Annotated in this window: 21 protein-coding genes; 13 read left to right on the top strand and 8 right to left on the bottom strand. The window is 64.7% G+C overall.

Annotated features, from left to right (window positions below):
• Nucleotides 1–30 precede the first annotated feature (30 nt).
• The 4 genes from P6U30_RS18115 to P6U30_RS18100 form a co-directional block, all read right to left on the bottom strand.
• Nucleotides 31–942, bottom strand: coding sequence for an amino acid ABC transporter substrate-binding protein (locus P6U30_RS18115; RefSeq protein WP_407170235.1), 912 nt, complete (start codon nucleotides 940–942; stop codon nucleotides 31–33).
• 129 nt (nucleotides 943–1,071) lie between these two features.
• Complete coding sequence (locus P6U30_RS18110; protein WP_407170234.1) at nucleotides 1,072–2,268, bottom strand: MFS transporter; 1,197 nt, start codon at nucleotides 2,266–2,268, stop codon at nucleotides 1,072–1,074.
• Nucleotides 2,269–2,278: 10 nt separating this feature from the next.
• Nucleotides 2,279–3,646, bottom strand: coding sequence for an NAD(P)-binding domain-containing protein (locus P6U30_RS18105; protein ID WP_407170233.1), 1,368 nt, complete (start codon nucleotides 3,644–3,646; stop codon nucleotides 2,279–2,281).
• A 46-nt stretch (nucleotides 3,647–3,692) separates the two neighbouring features.
• Entirely contained in the window at nucleotides 3,693–4,010 is a 318-nt protein-coding gene (locus P6U30_RS18100; RefSeq protein WP_407170232.1) for an ArsR/SmtB family transcription factor, read from the bottom strand.
• A gap of 124 nt (nucleotides 4,011–4,134) precedes the next feature.
• Between P6U30_RS18100 and P6U30_RS18095 the strand changes: the two genes are divergently transcribed.
• The 6 genes from P6U30_RS18095 to P6U30_RS18070 all read left to right on the top strand — a co-directional run bounded on the left by P6U30_RS18095 (nucleotide 4,135) and on the right by P6U30_RS18070 (nucleotide 7,513).
• The gene (locus P6U30_RS18095) at nucleotides 4,135–4,497 is read left to right on the top strand and encodes an ArsR/SmtB family transcription factor (protein WP_407170482.1); all 363 of its coding nucleotides are present in this window, start codon (nucleotides 4,135–4,137) and stop codon (nucleotides 4,495–4,497) included.
• 40 nt (nucleotides 4,498–4,537) lie between these two features.
• A complete protein-coding gene (gene arsB / locus P6U30_RS18090) occupies nucleotides 4,538–5,593 on the top strand; it encodes an ACR3 family arsenite efflux transporter (RefSeq protein WP_407170231.1) in 1,056 nt (351 codons plus the stop codon).
• Nucleotides 5,590–6,009 (top strand): arsenate reductase (glutaredoxin), encoded by a 420-nt coding sequence (gene arsC / locus P6U30_RS18085; protein WP_407170230.1) that lies wholly within the window; start codon nucleotides 5,590–5,592, stop codon nucleotides 6,007–6,009. Before arsB ends, arsC begins: the two co-directional genes overlap by 4 nt.
• A 69-nt stretch (nucleotides 6,010–6,078) precedes the next feature.
• Complete coding sequence (locus tag P6U30_RS18080; protein WP_407170229.1) at nucleotides 6,079–6,696, top strand: phosphatase PAP2 family protein; 618 nt, start codon at nucleotides 6,079–6,081, stop codon at nucleotides 6,694–6,696.
• The gene (locus tag P6U30_RS18075) at nucleotides 6,693–7,043 is read left to right on the top strand and encodes a DUF3147 family protein (RefSeq protein WP_407170228.1); all 351 of its coding nucleotides are present in this window, start codon (nucleotides 6,693–6,695) and stop codon (nucleotides 7,041–7,043) included. Before P6U30_RS18080 ends, P6U30_RS18075 begins: the two co-directional genes overlap by 4 nt.
• On the top strand, nucleotides 7,040–7,513 hold the full coding sequence (locus P6U30_RS18070; RefSeq protein WP_407170227.1) for a DUF3147 family protein: 474 nt from the start codon (nucleotides 7,040–7,042) through the stop codon (nucleotides 7,511–7,513). The genes P6U30_RS18075 and P6U30_RS18070 overlap by 4 nt, the downstream gene beginning before the upstream one ends.
• A gap of 64 nt (nucleotides 7,514–7,577) precedes the next feature.
• Here P6U30_RS18070 and P6U30_RS18065 read toward each other — a convergent pair whose 3' ends face one another.
• Both P6U30_RS18065 and P6U30_RS18060 read right to left on the bottom strand, forming a co-directional pair.
• Entirely contained in the window at nucleotides 7,578–7,733 is a 156-nt protein-coding gene (locus P6U30_RS18065; RefSeq protein WP_407170226.1) for a DUF3309 family protein, read from the bottom strand.
• Nucleotides 7,734–7,956: 223 nt separating this feature from the next.
• Nucleotides 7,957–8,157, bottom strand: a complete 201-nt coding sequence (locus P6U30_RS18060; RefSeq protein ID WP_407168690.1) for a CsbD family protein — start codon at nucleotides 8,155–8,157, stop codon at nucleotides 7,957–7,959.
• A gap of 150 nt (nucleotides 8,158–8,307) precedes the next feature.
• Between P6U30_RS18060 and P6U30_RS18055 the strand changes: the two genes are divergently transcribed.
• Nucleotides 8,308–8,646: a DUF1236 domain-containing protein gene (locus P6U30_RS18055; RefSeq protein ID WP_407170225.1), complete on the top strand. Its 339-nt coding sequence runs from the start codon at nucleotides 8,308–8,310 to the stop codon at nucleotides 8,644–8,646.
• Nucleotides 8,647–8,877: 231 nt separating this feature from the next.
• Here P6U30_RS18055 and P6U30_RS18050 read toward each other — a convergent pair whose 3' ends face one another.
• Nucleotides 8,878–9,558 (bottom strand): formate/nitrite transporter family protein, encoded by a 681-nt coding sequence (locus P6U30_RS18050; protein WP_407170224.1) that lies wholly within the window; start codon nucleotides 9,556–9,558, stop codon nucleotides 8,878–8,880.
• 421 nt (nucleotides 9,559–9,979) lie between these two features.
• On the opposite strand from P6U30_RS18050, the gene P6U30_RS18045 reads away from it, so the two are divergent.
• From P6U30_RS18045 to P6U30_RS18020, 6 genes are all read left to right on the top strand, one after another.
• Complete coding sequence (locus P6U30_RS18045; RefSeq protein WP_407170223.1) at nucleotides 9,980–11,044, top strand: ROK family protein; 1,065 nt, start codon at nucleotides 9,980–9,982, stop codon at nucleotides 11,042–11,044.
• A 526-nt stretch (nucleotides 11,045–11,570) separates the two neighbouring features.
• Complete coding sequence (locus P6U30_RS18040) at nucleotides 11,571–12,197, top strand: HAD family hydrolase (protein ID WP_407170222.1); 627 nt, start codon at nucleotides 11,571–11,573, stop codon at nucleotides 12,195–12,197.
• 28 nt (nucleotides 12,198–12,225) lie between these two features.
• Entirely contained in the window at nucleotides 12,226–13,437 is a 1,212-nt protein-coding gene (gene glp / locus P6U30_RS18035) for a gephyrin-like molybdotransferase Glp (RefSeq protein WP_407170221.1), read from the top strand.
• A gap of 223 nt (nucleotides 13,438–13,660) precedes the next feature.
• Nucleotides 13,661–14,365 (top strand): transcriptional repressor LexA, encoded by a 705-nt coding sequence (gene lexA / locus P6U30_RS18030; RefSeq protein WP_407170220.1) that lies wholly within the window; start codon nucleotides 13,661–13,663, stop codon nucleotides 14,363–14,365.
• A 300-nt stretch (nucleotides 14,366–14,665) separates the two neighbouring features.
• Entirely contained in the window at nucleotides 14,666–15,094 is a 429-nt protein-coding gene (locus P6U30_RS18025) for a hypothetical protein (RefSeq protein WP_407152326.1), read from the top strand.
• Nucleotides 15,095–15,240: 146 nt separating this feature from the next.
• A complete protein-coding gene (locus P6U30_RS18020; RefSeq protein WP_407170219.1) occupies nucleotides 15,241–15,471 on the top strand; it encodes a hypothetical protein in 231 nt (76 codons plus the stop codon).
• Here the strand turns inward: P6U30_RS18020 and P6U30_RS18015 are convergent.
• Nucleotides 15,468–17,753, bottom strand: coding sequence for a ComEC/Rec2 family competence protein (locus P6U30_RS18015; RefSeq protein WP_407170218.1), 2,286 nt, complete (start codon nucleotides 17,751–17,753; stop codon nucleotides 15,468–15,470). The genes P6U30_RS18020 and P6U30_RS18015 overlap by 4 nt on opposite strands.
• Between the last annotated feature and the right edge of the window lie 3 nt (nucleotides 17,754–17,756).

The following is a 17,756-nucleotide window of genomic DNA, read 5'->3' as shown; positions in this document are numbered from 1 at the left end:
GGTGAATACTGGCGTTCACGCTCGTTGGCATTATTTGGCGTCGGCGTAGACGTCCGGATCGAAGCTTGAGCTAGGATTGGCGAACGCATTGCGAAGCGCCGGCGACATCGGGACGTTATAGTTGATCCCGTTCGGCGGGGTCGGCGATTCCAGCCACCGCTTGTACATGACCTCGATCTCCGGGCTCCGGTAGAGCTCGGCGGTGGCGCGGTCGGCCAGGGCCTTGAACGGCGCGTCCTCCCTGCGCAGCATGATCCCGTAGGGCTCGGGCTTCGAGAACGTCTCGGTGCTGATCATGTAGGTGGCCGGCTCCTTCGACCGCGCGATCGCCACGGCGAGCTGTACATCGTCGAGCACATAGGCCTGCACGCGATCGGTCTCCAGCAGCAGGAACGCCTCGGCCTGGTCCTTCGCGGGGAGAATGTTGACGCCCAGCTTGCGCTCGGCATTGACCTTGATGAGCTGCGCCAGGTTGACCGAACCGGCCACGGCCGTGACGGCCTTTCCCTTCAGGTCGTCGATCGAGTTGATGTTGTGCGATTTCTTGGCGGCAAATCGCGTCGCGCTCAGGAAATGCGTATTGGTGAATGTTACCTGCTTCTGGCGATCGGCGCTGTTGGTGGTCGCCGAGCAATGCAGGTCGATCGTGCCGTTGACCATCAGGGGAATGCGATTGGACGACGTCACCGGCAGATAGTCGACCGCGATGTCTGATATGCCGAGGTCCTCCTTCACGGCATCGACGATCTTGAGACAGATATCGAGCGCGAAGCCGATCGGCCGCTGATTGTCGTCAAGATAGCTGAAGGGAACGGAGGCCTCTTGATAGCCAAGCGTGATCTTCTTTGTTTCCTTGACCTTCTGGAGGGTTCCAGACAGCTCTTCCGCCGTCGCGGGGCTCGCGGCAAGTGAGACAACGAAGAGGACGGCGGGCAAGCGCATCGACAGCTCCTGTACGATCATGGGTGCGGGCATTTCGAGCCCGAGCCATGTGAATGCCTTGAGCCGAGTGCAAGCATCGCGTGATAGCCGATGTCGCGCGCAAGAGGTAGATGAAGATACATCTACCAGCTATCGCGCTTTGCGATGCTGGGGCGCTGCATCCAAAGCGCGTACCGGTGCTGAACGCGATGGCGGCAGCAGCATGAGAGCGACCAGCGCCGCCAGGCTGAGCCCTGCCGACACCGCGACCACCATCCGTCCCATCGGCTCGATCAGCAGCCCGAAAGCCAACGGGGCAAGCGCCTGGCAGATTCGGGACGGCGCGCCGATCAGCCCAAGCCGGTAGGCATAGTTCTCGGGTCCGAAGATCGCGAGCGGCAACGTTCCCCGTGCGATCGTCAGGATGCCGTTGCCCGCACCGTGCAACAGGGCGAAGGCCGCGGCGGCGCCGCCGCCGAAGACGCCGATCACGCATGCCCCGATCGGATGCGTGATACAGGCGAGCCGCGTCGAGACAAGCGGATGGAAACGACGCAGCAGGCTCGCTTCCAGCACGCGTGCACCGACTTGCGCCGGCCCGATCATCATCCCGGCAAATACCGCCTGCGCAGGCGTTGCGCCGAACGCCTCCACGATCCGCGGCAGATGCGCGGCCATCGCCGACGTAACAGTCCAGGCGGCCGCGAACGCGAACGATAACATCACCATGGTCCGATCGATCGGGATGTGGGGCTTCGCAACCGGAGCCTCGGTGGTTGCGACGGCTTCGGTCCGCGGCAGCAGAAGGTTGAGCGGCAGGCCGATCACGAGGTGGGCGACCGCCCAGGCGTAACAGGTCTCTCGCCATCCGATCGTCTCCAGGCCGAGCGTACTCAGCGGCCAGCCGACCGTGCTGGCGAAGCCTGCGATCAGCGTGATGCCCGTGATCGCGCTGCGCGCATCCCTGCCATAGATCCGCCCCAGCGCGCCGAACGCAGCGTCGTAGAGCCCGAGTCCCATGCCGACGCCCAGCAGCAGCCACGCGGCGGACATCATCCACACCGAGCCGGATGCGCCCAGCAGCGCTAGCCCTGCCGCTAGAACGATGTTCGAGGCGCAGAGCACCCGCCGCCCCCCGACCCGATCGATCTGGCGGCCGACCCGCGGCCCGAGCAGCCCTGAGATCACCAGCGACGCCGAGAAAGCGGCGAAGAACCAGGTGCTGGATATTCCGAGTTCGTGCGAAATCGGATCGGCCAGGATGGCCGGCAGATAGTAGCTCGATCCCCACGCCAGCGTCTGGGCGGTGCCCAGCGCGGCAACGACCGTCAGACGTCTCCGATCCACTCCGGTGCCCTCACGAGCAGGCACAGCCGGACTGTCCGATGGCCTTCGCCGAGGCATCTTCCGCGCAACAAGCCGCGATGCCGTCGGGTGCCGGCCCGCCACAGCAGCCCGATGCGGCTGCGCCCTCGACACCACCGCGGGTGCAGACGCCGGTCTCCGGCAGTTCAAGCTCCACCCGCTCGGCGGCCGCCCTGTCGCCGGCAACGTCGGCGGCGATCGAGCGGACTTGCTCGTAGCCCGTGATCATCAGGAATGTCGGCGCCCGGCCGTAGGATTTCATGCCGGCGAGATAGAACCCGCGATCATCCTGCTCCAGTTGCCGCGCCCCATGTGGCCGCACGGTGCCGCATGAGTGCTGGTTCGGATCGATCAGGGGCGCAAGGGCAATCGGGGCCTCGATCGCCGGATCGAGCCGCAGCCGGATTTCGCCGAGGAACGATAGATCGGGCCGGAAGCCGGTCGCGACGACCAGTTCGTCGACCTCAACTTGGCGCCCGCAGCATCCGGACGTCGTTGCCAGACGGAGCCGGCCGCCCTTCTCCTCGATCGTCGTGACCGGGAAGCTCACCTCGACGTGGATATCGCGCGATGCGACAAGCGCCGCGAATTCAGCACCCAGCGCTCCACGCGCAGCGAGCTTATCATTGGCGCCTCCTCCAAAAGCCTTGGCCGGATCATTGCCGCGAAGCAGCCACACCGGCTGTGTACCCGGCACCTGGCGCACCAGTGCCGCCAGATCGATGAGTGTCCCCACCGCCGAATGGCCGGCCCCAAGCACGGCGACCACCTTACCCGCGAAGCGCGCACGATCCCTGCCGAGAACGTCAGGCATACCATATGAGATCTGCGAGGCAGCTTCGCGCTCGCCGATTGCGGTCAGTCCATTCGCACCCGCCGGATTTGGCGATCCCCCCGTTCCCGACGTATCGATGACGGCATCGGCACGCAGCACCCCCGGCCCTTTCCCGTTCTGGCAACGGATTTCGAACGGCGCAGCCTCTCGTCCCGCCGTCCTCGCCCTATCGAAGCCCGCCCGGCTGATTGCGACAACGCGGCTCGACGTGCGGATCACGTCTCGCAACGGGGTCTTGACGGCAAGCGGCGTGACATATTGATCAAGAAATTCGGCGCCGGTCGGATAGACTTGCGGGTCGGGCGAATTCCATCCCGTCGGGGCGAGCAATCGCGCCGCCGCCTTGTCGACATTGTATTCGCAAGGCGAGAACAACTGCACATGCTGCCATTGCCGCACGGCATGGCCGGCTTCGGCGCCGGCTTCAAGCACGATCGGCGTCATGCCGCGCTCGATCACGTGGGCCGCCGCGGCGAGCCCCACAGGTCCGGCTCCGATGATCGCGACCGTCTTTGCAGCACCCATTTCTTTCCTGTCATTCCAGAATGATCGAAAGAGCCTTGCAAAGCCGTCAGGCGACTTTCTGTGCCCCACTGCATGACGATTCTTCCGCGCAGCACTCAGCGACCAGAAAATCCACGAGGCCTTGCATCGTGCCGTATTCCGCCTGGCAGACGAGCGTCGTCCCATCGCGCACCTGCGTGATCAGGCCAACCGAGACCAGCGCCTTGACGTGATGTGACAACGTCGAGGCGGGAATCCTGAGCCGCTCCTGAAGCCGCCCCACCGGCATGCCCGCGCGCCCCGCCCGGACAAGCGACCTGTAGATTTTTAGCCTGGTCGGATTGCCCAGGGCTTCCAGACGAGCTGCGGCGTCATCGATCTTCATGGAGCAAGCATGCTCTTCGGTTGCGAGCACTGTCAATCGATATTTCTAGTAATTTCGAAATACAGGATCGAGCGGATCGACATTGGCGTTGACTCGACGCATTTACTTCCATAACTCTGGATATATGGAAACGGAAGAAGCAGTTGTGACCCTCGCGGCGCTCGCACAATCGACCCGCCTGGAAGCGTTCCGAGCCCTGGTCAGGCACGAGCCCGACGGTGTTGCGGCCGGTGATCTTGCACGGCTGTTGGAGGTCCCTCCGAATACCCTGTCGGCGCATCTTGCAATCCTCACCCGCGCACGTCTTGTCACCTTCGAGCGGCGAAGCCGATCGATCGTTTATCGCGCCAATCTCAGCGAATTCCGCGACGTCGCAGTGTTCCTGCTCCGCGATTGCTGCAATGGCAGGCCGGAAGTTTGCGCGCCGGTCGTCGAGAGCCTGCAAACTTGCCGCCCTCCGAAACGCAGAGAGCGAACCCGCGGCTGAACGCAAGCACAACCAACTCCGCACAAGACGTGGCATCCGCATGAACATGTTCGAACGTTACCTCACCCTCTGGGTCGCGCTTTGCATCATCGCTGGCGTGGCGCTCGGGCACACCATGCCCGGAGTCTTCGGCGCGGTTGCAGCCGCTGAAATTGCCAAGGTCAACCTGCCGGTCGCGGTGCTCATCTGGCTGATGATCGTGCCGATGCTGCTGAAGATCGACTTCGGCTCGCTGGGCCAGGTGCGTGAGCACTGGCGGGGCGTCGGCGTGACGCTGTTCATCAACTGGGCGGTCAAGCCGTTCTCGATGGCGCTGCTCGGCTCGTTCTTCATCGGTCACGTCTTTGCACCATGGCTGCCGGCGGAACAGATACCTTCCTACGTCGCCGGCCTGATCCTGCTTGCCGCTGCTCCCTGTACCGCGATGGTGTTCGTGTGGTCGAATCTCTGTGAAGGCGAGCCTCACTACACGCTCAGCCAGGTCGCGCTGAACGACGTGATCATGGTGTTCCTGTTTGCGCCGTTGGTCGGATTCCTGCTCGGCATGGCGTCGATTACAGTTCCGTGGGAAACGCTGCTGCTGTCGGTCGTGCTGTACATCGTGGTGCCGGTGGCCGTGGCGCAGACATGGCGGCGTGCGTTGCTGCGCGAGGGCGGCGCCGCCTTCGCGCGGACGATGCGAACTCTGCAACCGCTCTCGCTGATCGCACTGCTCGCAACCCTGGTCCTCCTGTTCGGGTTTCAAGGCGAGCAGATCGTCCGACAACCGGTGGTCATCGTCATCCTCGCTGTGCCGATCCTCCTCCAGGTCTACCTGAATGCGGGACTTGCGTACTGGCTGAGCCGGCGTTTCGGCGTCGCCTGGTGCGTGGCGGCCCCGGCGGCCCTGATCGGCGCCAGCAACTTCTTTGAGCTCGCGGTCGCCGCCGCAATCAGCCTGTTTGGCCTTGAGTCCGGTGCCGCGCTGGCGACCGTCGTTGGCGTCCTGGTCGAGGTGCCGGTGATGCTTTCGGTCGTCCGTATCGTCAGGGCGACGAGAGCTTGGTATGAAACTGGAGCCGGCGCGGCCGCGCAGGCCATGGAGGTGCAGCAATGACCGTCACGATCTATCACAATCCGGCCTGCGGCACCTCGCGCAACGCGCTGGCGATGATCCGCCAGAGCGGCACCGAGCCCATCATCATTGAATACCTCAAGGCACCGCCGTCACGCGAGACGCTTCGCGAGCTGATTGACGCGATGGGCATTCCGGTCCGCGCGGTGCTGCGCGAGAAAGGCACGCCATACAAAGAGCTCGGCCTGGACGATCCGAAATGGACCGACGACCAATTGCTCGATTTCATGTTGGCCTACCCCATTCTCATCAATCGACCGATCGTGGTGACGCCGAAGGGCGTACGGTTGTGTCGACCGTCGGAGGCCGTCGTCGAGCTGCTCGAGCATCCGGTCGGACGGTTCGTCAAGGAGGACGGCGAAGTGGTCGAAACGAGGAGAGATAGGAACGATCTCTGAGAGCGGTGCTTGACAAGCATGACCCTTCGTAGCCGCGGATAGCTTTCGGTTCCTCACATGATGCCTCGATTGGCCGGAGTTCGAGAAGATCGCTTCCCGATCACTGTCAAGCCGACCGGGGCAGACGTGGCGATCGCGCGCGCTGTTGCCCGCAATGCCAGGGCCGCTCCGGAAAATATCGCGCGCACCCTGACCTTGGGCGCTGACGAGAAAATGTTGCTGGTACTTGCCTCGGTCGGATGGCTCGCCTCTCGGCGCGGCGGCACAGCGCTGCGTCGAGCTGGCAATCACGCGCTGCTCGTCACAGTCGCAGCTTCCCTCCTGCCGCACGTCATGAAGTCGCTGTTCAACCAAGAGCGCCCTGATCGCGTCATGGTGCTCAGCCACTTGCACGGCGTCCCGCTCTCTGGAAAGCATGATGACGCCTTTCCGTCGGGTCACGCGTTGCATATGGGCGCGTTGGCATCGGCGGCGGGAAGCCTGCCCTGCTGGCCGCGGAGAACGATCCGGGCACTCGCGCTTGGTCTGTCCCTGACGCGCATTGCCATTTTAGCCCATTGGGCGAGCGACGTCGTCGTGGGATTCGCGTTGGGAGCAATTTTGGAGCGGCTCCTGCGGCCGTGGACCGGCTACTCCGCCGAAGGGCCGAACGCACCGCGGCCGACACTCCGGAGGCAGCGAAAGTGAGCGAGTACGTCGTGCGCTTCCTCGTCGGCGGCGCCGCGGTATCCGCCTTCGCGATCCTTGGAGACGTGCTGCGTCCCAAGAGCTTCGCGGGCCTGTTCGGAGCCGCGCCATCGGTCGCGCTCGCGACGCTCGGAATCGCGATCCATCAGCACGGCGCGGACTATGCCGGCCTGCAAAGTTTCTCGATGATGGCTGGCGCGATTGCGCTGGCGGTCTACAGCGTTGCGGTTTGCCAGCTTCTCGTCCGCGCACGGATACGGGCCCTGCCCGCATCGCTGCTGTCGCTCGTGCTGTGGCTGATCGCGGCCTTCGGCCTGTGGACCGTCTTCTCCGGAGCACAGACATGACCGCGATCCGCGTGTCGACCTCATCCCTGAGAGAGAGCCGCTGGTACGAACACCTGGTCCGCTTTGCGCTCGGCGGCGCTGCGACCGTTTTCACCGGCATCGTCAGCAGCCGCTACGGTGCCTCAGTCGGCGGTCTCTTTCTCGCGCTCCCTGCGATCTTCTGCGCCAGCGCCACGCTGATTGAGGCACACGAAATTGGCCGCAAGCGGGACGCAGGTCTTGAGGGCCGGCGGCGCGGGCAGGACGCGGCTGCGCTCGATGCGGCTGGCACTGCCCTCGGGGCGCTCGGCATGCTGGCGTTCGCGGCGGTGTTCTGGGCGTTGGCCGAAAGCAACGTCCCCAGCGCGTTCGCCGCGGCCTCGCTGGCGTGGATTGTGGTCTCAGTTGCGGCTTGGTTCGCGCGCCGCAAGATCCGGTCTGTACGTGGAACAGAGCGATCTATCGGCGGTGCGGCGTCGCGAAGTCACTAGGACGTTGCGGCGCTTGCCGGCGGTCCACCGAACGGACGAGTGCGAGCGTGCAGCAGCCAAATATTCAAATGCGCCCCATGAGGGCTAAAATGACCACGATAATGAGGATCAAGCCAATCCCACCGCCGGGATAGTAGCCCCAGCCAGCGCTGTAAGGCCACGTTGGCAATGCTCCAATCAACAAGAGGATTAAAATGATAACGAGGATTGTGGACAACATCGCGCGCCTCGCGCCGTTGTTTCGGGATAAAAGCTAACGCGGCGAATTGCACACCGGTTCCTGACTTACGACGTCAGGCACCTTGTCGCTCGCGGCGCGGCATGCTTCGCCGCCGGCCAGCCGCGTTTCGCCGCTACCCTTGCAACCGCTTGTAGTCTAACGCCGCAATCGCTGTGACTTCGACATGAAAAGCCGCGAGCCGCGGCGTGGGCGAGCATAGTCGCTAGTGTAGCGACTTGAGCCAGTCATCGACGTCCTTGCGGATCTGATCCTTGGCCATGCCGTAGCGCTGTTGGAGCTTGCCCTCCAGCTGCTCGCGGTGGCCCTCGATCGTGTTGAGGTCGTCGTCAGTAAGCTTGCCCCATTTCTCCCTGGCCGCGCCCTTGAATTGCTTCCAATTGCCTTCGATTCGGTTCCAATCCATGACCATCTCCTGGAAGTGCTGATGGCCGCTCAACAGTCGCAGCCCGCGGACGTTCCTTGGGTGCCTGCTGCGGAGATCGCTCGCGTTCGGAACATTCGCTGTAGAGTGGCGTTCTGGCACCGGCTGCATTTTTGCGGTGAGGAGAACGCCATGAAGAAGATTTTGCTAACGTCCGCGGTCGCGGCGATCGTATCGACGGCCGCCCTGGCTCAGTCAACTGTTGGCACGACGACCGGTACCGGACATGTCGTGCAGATTGAACCGGAGTACCGTACGAGGATCCACACCTACGTTACCGAGCACAGGATCCGCCCGGTTGAAACGCGCGAGAAGATCGTTGTTGGTTCACCCGTGCCGCGCGACGTCGAGCTGGAAGCCGTGCCGCCCGAGTGGGGGCCGTCGCTCACGAAATATCGGTACGTGTACTCCGGCGACCGCGTGATGCTAGTCGATCCCGCGACTCGTACGGTCGTGCAGGAAGTAGAGTGACAAGGGCTCGGCGGGCCGTCGACTTGACTCGGCTCGCCGTCCGCCCGGTTTGAAACGAGACCATCCGAATCCAACCAGATTGTCGTCTGGCGGCAAAGCCGAAATTGTGCTGAGCGCGTGCTGACGTCTGTTACGCAGCGGAGCCGGAGACGCTGCCAGGAGCATTGTCGCTCGTATGGGGGCAAGCGGCCGCAGTCGCCAGAGCTGCCCCCTGCTGGGCAAGGATGTCGCCTACTCCTCCGCTTTATCGAGCTCCGCCGCGACCTGGCCGTAGTTCAACAATGCAACCAATGTCGTCCCGCCGACAATGTTGCCAAGCAGCGTCGGGATGAAAAAATCATAACCGTATTGGCCAAGTGATGCTTGCCCACGCGCCACCAGAAAAGCACACTCAACCGAACCTGCGATGATGTGGGAAAATTCGCCCAGTGCGACCACGTATGTCATGACCACGATGATATGCGCCCGCGATCCCTTCGCCGCTGGCAGAAGCCACATCATCAGTGCGATCAGCCAGCCTGCAAACACGGCGCGAAGGAATGTTGCCGAGAACGAACCTTCGACCGTGCGCCGGCCAAGCTCAAGAAACGCATCAGTGACCTTCGGTTCGAAGATCTCGGTATGCGCGAGACCGTATCCGATGGCCCACGTCCCCGCGATGTTCGAAGCAAGCACCAGTCCCCAAAGCTTGAGCACTTTCACTAGAATTGCGAGAGTGCGACGATGAAGCAGCGGCAGGATCGGCGTCAGCGTGTTCTCTGTGAATAGCTGCTGTCGTCCCAGGACCACGACGAGGAAGCCGACGGTATAGCCGAGCGGCGCGAAAAGTCGCCGTGCTGCCTCGTCGGATATTGCGGCGTGGAATTCTCCCCTGCACCACGAGTGACAGGCCGATCGACAGACCTGCGGCAAGCCCCGATATGAGGATGGCCCACCAGTGGCGCTTCAGTTCCTGCTCGCCCTCCGCCCGGATCGTCTCATGAATTAATGCGGCGCTCGGTCTGCTTTGGGACTCGATCTCCTTCGTCTGCTGAGGCGAGACGCCGTCGAGCTTCGACGCTGCGCTGAATGAGGTTGGCTCGCTCGGCTTTTCCACGCTTGGCGCTCAAGAGGGCTGGTCTTGGAGCTCCAAAGCTTCTGATGACGATCCGTTCCTCTTGCGTGGCCGCGGGGATTCAAGTGGGTCGCGCACGCTCTCCGGATGACTGGAACGCGGCCAGCCAGCGGCCCCGTTCATCCGCAACCAACGCATCCCGCCGTGCCCGACGGAGGAACAGAGGCCCACAGCGCGTGTTGACGGAGGCCACCTTGCACGGCTTGTTCGAGAATCAGGATGGTAGACGAAACGATGACGACCTCCGGCATCGCCACGCACGGCGCCTCGCGCCTGCAATTGGTCGAGATTGATAGCTTCAACATCGAGCTAAAGGACGAAGACGGATTTCTTGGAGACCGCGCCAGCAAGGGTGCTTTCCGGGACATCTTGGATAAATGGCGGAAGCCGCTACGCAAGACCGGCGAAGACCCCTTCGGGGAGGAATCCTCGGAGAACGTCAGCAAGAAGGTACTGGACGCCGTATTGGTCGGCGAGGACACCAAAGCGGCCGCAGTCGTGCAAAGCGTCATTGAGGACTTCGCTCGGGAGCTCGCCTATGTGGCCCGACGCCTCCTCAAGTCGAAGGCCTGGGAGAAGACCGAACGCATCGTCGTGGGCGGTGGTTTCCGCCTCAGCCGACTCGGCGAGCTCGCCATTGCCCGCACCGAAATCATTCTCAAGGCAGAGGGCTTCAAAGTTGAGATGGTTCCGATCCGCCATCACCCGGACGAAGCCGGGTTGATCGGCGCACTGCACCTTGCGCCCTCCTGGATCTTCGATGGCCACGACTCGATTCTGGCCGTCGACATCGGCGGCAGCAATATCCGCTGCGGCGTTGTAGAGACGCGGCGAAAGAAGTCTCCGGACCTTTCCAAGGCGACCGTCTGGAAGTTCGAGCTTTGGCGTGTTGCTCACGACGAGCCGAGCCGCGACGGGGCAGTCAAACATCTGATCAAGATGCTCCAGGGTCTGATCGCCAAAGCGGAGAAGGAGGGATTCGAACTCGCGCCGTTCATAGGCATCTCCTGTCCCGGCGTCATCAAAAGCGATGGCTCTATCGAGAAGGGTGCGCAGAACCTGCCTGGCAATTGGGAGAGCAGCAAGTTCAACCTGCCTGCCAACCTGATCGAAGCCATCCCGCAGATCGGCGAGCAAGATACCGCCATCGTCATGCACAACGACGGCGTGGTGCAGGGATTGTCCGAAATGCCCTTCATGCGGGACGTGAAGCGTTGGGGCGTGTTGACCATCGGGACCGGTCTCGGCAATGCTCGCTTCACCAACCGAAATGGCAAGGGTTAACCGCCGCTCCGCGCGAGATCCCGTAACCAATAACAACACAAGGCGCCGATGGCTCTGGCAGAAGCATGATCCAGTATTCCAGAGGCAGCAGTGATTGATCCGAGAGGCCGCAGCGTACTGGATCCCCCGCATGCGCGGGGGGATGACGGCGGAGAGAGGGGGTGCATCGCGGAGCCTGTCATCGGGCGCGCGTTCGCGCGACCCGTTGGCTCATCGCAATGACGGGGTGAGACATCGGGCGAGGCCTATCCCCAGCGTCGTCCCGGCCGAGTGCGCAATTGCGCAGGGGGCCGGGACCCATTACCCCAAATGTTTATTGTTGCGCGGCGCCGGGCCACGGTCCCATTCATCGCCAAGTGCGGCGGTTATGGGTTCTGGCCTTCGCCAGGACGACATCGTCGATTGCGACGCACCAAATGCAATCCGTCGCTCGCAAGGATGTGACGAAAGCCCGTCACGAGGAGCGCTCCGCGCGGAGATCGAAACCGTTGCCGCCTACCCGCAATTTTCGTACATCGGTCGTGCAATGACCACGCAACTCTCCCCCAATTCCGTCGACGTGCTGCTGTTCGATATCGGCCGCGTCGTGCTCGATATCAGCTTCGACAGGGTGATGGCGCGCTGGGCGGAAGACGCCGGCTGCGCGCCTGCCGATCTCGCCGGACGCTTCGTCGTCGACGACAGCTTCAAGCACCACGAGATCGGCAAGGTCGACGACGCAACGTTTTTCGCGAACCTGCGCCGGTCACTCGGCATCGACCTGACCGATGCGCAGTTCCTCGAGGGCTGGAATGCGATCTTCACCGGCGAAATGCCGGGGATCGCGCCGCTGCTGGCGACGGCCGCGCGGCGGCTGCCGCTCTATGCCTTCTCCAACACCAACCCGGCCCATGTCGCGCATTTCTCGGTCGCCTATGCCGACGTGCTCAGCCATTTCCGCGACGTGTTCCTGTCGTCGGCGATCGGCCTTCGAAAACCGGACGCCGAGGCCTACGATCATGTGGTAAAAGCGATCGGCGTGCCGGCGTCGCGGATCCTGTTCTTCGACGATACGGCGGCCAATATCGAGGGCGCGCGGGCGCGCGGCCTTCGTGCCATCCACGTGACATCGACGGATGACGTGGCAAGGGCACTCGCCGCACTTGGAATATGAAGACCTTGAGATTTGAGGAGCCCTGCCCGTGGCCCTGATGCCGGTTGCCGATGCCCTGTCTGCCGTTCTCGCCGGCGCCGAGCCGCTGCCGGAAGAGACGGTCGCGCTCGATGCCGCCTATCACCGCACGCTGGCACGCGATGTCGCCGCGCGGCGCACGCAGCCGCCGCAGCCGATGTCGGCGATGGACGGCTATGCGGTGCGCGCGGCCGCTGCGTCCGACCTGTCGGCTAGGCTGCGGGTGATCGGCGAAGTCGCGGCCGGGCGGCCGTTCGAGCGCACGGTCGGCGTGGGCGAAGCGGTACGGATCTTCACCGGCGGCGTGATCCCCGACGGCGCTGACGCCGTCATCATCCAGGAAGATACCAGGACTGACGGCGACCACATCACGATCACCGAGGCCGCCGCGAAGGGACGGCACATCCGCCTCGCGGGCGTCGACTTCCGCGAGGGCGATGTGCTCCTTGCGGCCGGCAGCCGCCTCTCCGACCGCGCGCTGTCGCTCGCCGCGGCCATGAACTATCCGGAACTCGCCGTGCGCCGCCGGCCGAAGGTCGCGGTGCTGGCAACCGGCGACGAGCTGGTGATGCCGGGCTGCAGCCCCGGCCCCGGCCAGATCGTCTATTCCAACGGCTACGCGCTGCGGGCGCTGGCCCGCGCCGAGGGCGCAGAGACCGTCGATCTCGGGATCGCTGCCGACACGGTGGCGGCCACCACCTCCGGTATCCGCCGGGCACGGGAGGCGGACGCCGACATCCTGATCACCACCGGCGGCGCCTCCGTCGGCGACCATGATCTCGTCAAGCAGTCGCTGGAGGCCGAGGGCGTCCAGATGGCGTTCTGGCGGATCGCGATGCGGCCGGGCAAGCCAATGATGCACGGCCGATTGGGAACGATGCGGGTGATCGGCCTGCCCGGAAATCCGGTGTCGTCCTATGTCTGCGCCTTCCTGTTTCTGGTGCCGTTGATTCGGGCCCTCAGCGGCCGAAACGTGATTCATCATGTCCGCAAGAGCGCCCTGCTCGGCCATGACCTCGCCGCCAACGATCAGCGCGAGGACTATCTCCGGGCCCGCCTCGAGGAGCGTGGCGACGGCACGTTGATCGCAACACCCGTCAGCCAGCAGGACAGCTCGCTGCTGGGAAATCTCGCTGCGGCACGGGCACTTGTGATCCGTCCGCCGTTCGCACCCGCGGCCGTCCAAGGCGAGGCGTGCGAGATTCTGACACTGCCCGAATGAGACGTTGCCGCCGCGCCGATCAGGCACTGTCGGCTGCATTCACCGGAAATTAAGTGGTTGCGGAACACATATCGAACATATAGTGTCCGTTCATGATTTGTTTCGAGTACTGGTGTCCACGAATGGGAGCGCACTGAGGAGTGTCAGAAGTTTTCGCGCTCCCGATCAGGCTCCCTGAAGGTCTCGGAATCGAACGACGCTATCAACCGGGGGAATACTCGAGATGCTCACGCGCAAACAGTACGAACTTCTGCGTTTCATCAATGAACGTCTGAAAGAGGCCGGCGTCCCGCCCTCCTTCGACGAGATGAAGGATGCGCTCGACCTGCGCTCGAAGTCCGGTATCCACCGCCTCATTACAGCGCTGGAAGAGCGCGGCTTCATCCGCCGCCTGCCGAACCGCGCCCGCGCCATCGAGGTGATCAAGCTTCCCGAGCTGTCGGCCGGCGGCAGCAACGGCCGCCGCGGCTTCACCCCGAGCGTGATCGAGGGCACGCTCGGCAAGCGCAGCAGCACGCCGCCGATCGCCGAGGATGATGGCAACCGTCCGGTCGCCGTCCCCGTGATGGGCCGGATTGCGGCCGGTACGCCGATTGAGGCACTGCAGACGCGCAGCCATACCATCAGCGTGCCACCGGACATGCTCGGCGCCGGCGAGCATTATGCCCTGGAGGTGCGTGGCGACTCCATGGTCGACGCCGGCATCCTCGACGGCGATATGGCGCTGATCCAGCGCAACGACACCGCCAATACCGGCGACATTGTGGTGGCGCTGATCGACGAGGAGGAAGCGACGCTAAAGCGTTTCCGGCGCCGCGGCGCATCGATCGCGCTCGAGCCGGCCAACACCGCCTATGAAGTGCGCATCCTGCCGCCAAACCGCGTGCGAATCCAGGGCAAGCTGATCGGGCTCTATCGCAAATACTGACCGCGCCCCTGGTCCAGGCGCGACCGCGTGCAGCGCGTCGTGCGTATGTGCAGTCGCACATCCATTGCGAGGGAACGAGCAGCGCGCAACGCCGTTGCTTCATGGACTGCGCTGCGTGAGTGCCTCCGGCGCGTCCTGATACCACCGGGACGGTGTAGCGTGTTTGTGATCGGAGGCTCGCGCGGCCAGTCGTACAATCGCCCAGAAACGGGAAGAACCTCGTTTGCTGTCGTCCACTCTGGTAGAGGCCCACGCCTCAGGAGAGGCACGGGTCGCTATCTCGAAATGAGGAGCCATCCGATGTGTGACTATAGTCTGCACGCCGTGGCATCGCGCCCCGCCATTGTCGGAGAGACGCTGATCACCACGACATTCCGCGGCACGTCAACCCGCGGCTTTGCTTCGGAGAGCGATCCGACTGTCGCGGTCTGCATGCTGCCCGGCACCGAGCTCGCGTTCGTCGAGAACGTCCGCTACGACAGCCGCTGGATCTGGACCAAGACAATCGGCTTCCGCGTCGGCGTGTTCAACGAAGTCGAGCCCGACGTGCCCGATCGTCATCATGATGCGGTCGAATTCCCCGACGGCAGCCACGTGCTGGTGACCCAGCTCGTCGAAGGACAACGCGTCACCGTGCTGCAGCTACCTGCCCTCCACCCGCCCGTCGTCGAGAAGCCGAAGGCGGTCGAGCGGCGGCCCTCTGCATTCGCGTCGCTGTTTTTGGGTTGAGCGCATCATGGCCGCTGGATGAATTGTCCGGCGGCGGTGACCTAAGCGATTTCGAGCGACCCCGGACTTAAGGCTCCGGGGCGCATCGGGGATTTGCGTTAGACCGCGCCTTGGCGCATCATCGGACACGGACAAGGACGTGCTCGGTGGTCGACAAGGTCACATGGCAAAGGGCTGGACGCGTCACGGAGCCGGGCCGCTACATGTTCCGGTTCGGCTGGCTGACGGTGACGGCCGACGACCTGAAGGTCTGGCAGCAATTTCCCGAAGCGACGTTCACCCTCGTCAGAAAGCCAAACGCGAACCCGGACTCGGACGAGTACCATCTCGGCGCCTTTGACCTGCCGACCACCACTCCTCTGCCCGATCAGCCTTAGTCGTCGCCTTGCAGATCAGCCTCTGCCGGGGTCGCGTCGACCGCCGGGCGCGGCGCGCGGCCGGGTACGCGCAGCGTGGCCTCGTCCTCGGTATCGCCGGGAACCGCCGGCGACCACGGCCGGTCGATCCCGCCGGGCCTGACCGCATCGACGGCAAAGCCGCCGCCGGTGCGGCGCAGCATCAGGGCGCCGTGGCGCCGCAGCCGCTCGGCATCGATCACGGAGGCCGCGCAGCCCTGCGGCACCGGACGGGCCGTCAGAATCAGCGCCGCCCGCTCGCAATCGTCGACCAGCGCCTCGGGCCGCATCGCCAACGAAACCAGCATGCCTCCGGTCCCCTCAGCCACGCAGCCGCTCTCGTCGCAGGAGACCCCGTCCGCGAGCGAGGGATCGGCGGCCGTCCGCGCATCGGCATCCGCCGCCAGCCATTCCTTCACCAGAAAGGCATCCTTGCCGCTTCGCATCAGATGCAGCCGCCCGTCGCCGCCGCGGACCGCGACATTGCGGCCGTCGGCGGAGACCAGGACGTCCGGCTGCGGCACCCGCAGCGCCCAGATCAGCGCCACCGCAAGCAGGGCCGCGCCCGACCAGCGCAGCGGCGTCCGAAGCAGGCCGAGCAGGACGAGGCCGGCGCTCGCCACGATCAGCGGCCCGGTGCCGAACGCGGCCATCCGCCCGACCGCGCCCGGCAGGGCCGCGACCCACTGCGTGACCACGATCATCCAGTCGATGCCGACGCCCATGATCGCCCAGAACACGCCGTCGAACCCGAACGGCATGGCTGCGAGCCCGAGCAGGCCCGCCGGCATCACCACCGCCGACACCACCGGCATCGCCGCGAGATTGGCGAGCAGCCCGTAGGGCGTCACGCGATGGAAATGGAAGGCGGCATAGGGCGTGGTCGCGAGCCCGGCGACCAGCGAGGCCAACACCAGCATCGCGATCTCACGCCCGCCCCACAACGCCACCCGCGCCGTCACCGAATGATCGGGTGAGGCGAGCAGGCTCGGCATCCCGATCTGCACCAGCGCCACCAGCCCGAGGGTCGCCGCAAACGACATCTGAAAGCTCGGATGCACCAGCGCTTCGGGCGCGATCACGAGCACGATCAGCGCAGCCACCGCCAGCGTGCGAAAGGTGATCGCACGGCGGTCGACGATCACGGCGATCAGCACCACCGCCGTCATGAAAAACGATCGCTGGGTCGCGACCTCCGCCCCTGACAGCATGAGGTAGAAGGCGGCGGCGACGAGCGCCGCGGCGGCCGCCCATTTCTTGATCGGATGGCCCGCCGCGAGCGCCGGGAACAGCGCGAGCAGCGCGCGCACGGCAAAGAACACCACGCCCGCGACGACGGCCATGTGGTAGCCGGAGATCGACAGCACGTGGCCAAGCCCCGAGATGAACATCGCGTCGTTGACCGGCGCCGTGATCGCATCGCGCCGGCCGGTGAGCAGCGCGGTCGCGATCGCGCGCTGGTCGCCGTCGAGCGTGGTGCGGATGCGTGCATCGATCGCGTCGCGCAGGCCCTGCATGAGGGCGGAGTAGCGCAAGGCGAGGCCGCCGCTCGCCGGCGGCTCCGTCGTCTTGACCGAGCCCATCACGAAGCCGGAGGCGCCGATGCCCTGGAAATAGAGATCGCGGCCGAAATCATAGGAGCCCGGGCGCTGCGGGCCGAGCGGCGGCAACAGCCGCGCCTTCAATTGGACGAAGCTGCCGACTTCTGGGGCGGTGCCCTTCTTCACCGAAAGCCGTACGCGCTCGAGCTTCGTCGTGTCGCGCGGGCTCTCGATCGAGACGACACGTAACACGAAGCGGTCGGTCTTCTCGCGGATATCGCGCGTCTCGACGAAGCCGGTCAGCGCCACCGAGAACATCGGCCGCGCCAGCACGGTATGCGCGACGCGCGCCGTCCTCCAGGTCGCGGTGGCGAAGCCCGCGGCCACCGCTGCCACCATCACGATCACCGGAAACAGCCGCTGCCGCCTCAGCAGGAACGCGAGAACACACAACGCGACCGCGACGGCGCCGGTGACCCACAGCACCGGCTCATGCTCGGCCGCGAAATAGAACGCGATGCCGGTGCCGAATGCCACCGGCACCCATGGCAACAGCCGTCCGGCGCCGGCCTCGGCGCGGGCCCACTGCCGCAATGTCTCGACGACGGGCGGCCAGACGCTGAGGCGCGCCGGGACGTAGCCACCGGCCGGAATGGCCGCGCGCGGCGGCCATGTCCCCGCGTAGCCGCGTTTGCCGCCCGGCGTCGTGCCCTGCTCCGCCATCTC

The sequence above is a fragment of the Bradyrhizobium sp. ORS 111 genome (genome assembly GCF_045571485.1).
In the GTDB taxonomy this organism is placed as follows: domain Bacteria; phylum Pseudomonadota; class Alphaproteobacteria; order Rhizobiales; family Xanthobacteraceae; genus Bradyrhizobium.
Note: the sequence above shows the minus strand (reverse complement) of the source record. Positions and strands in the feature narration are given on the sequence as shown.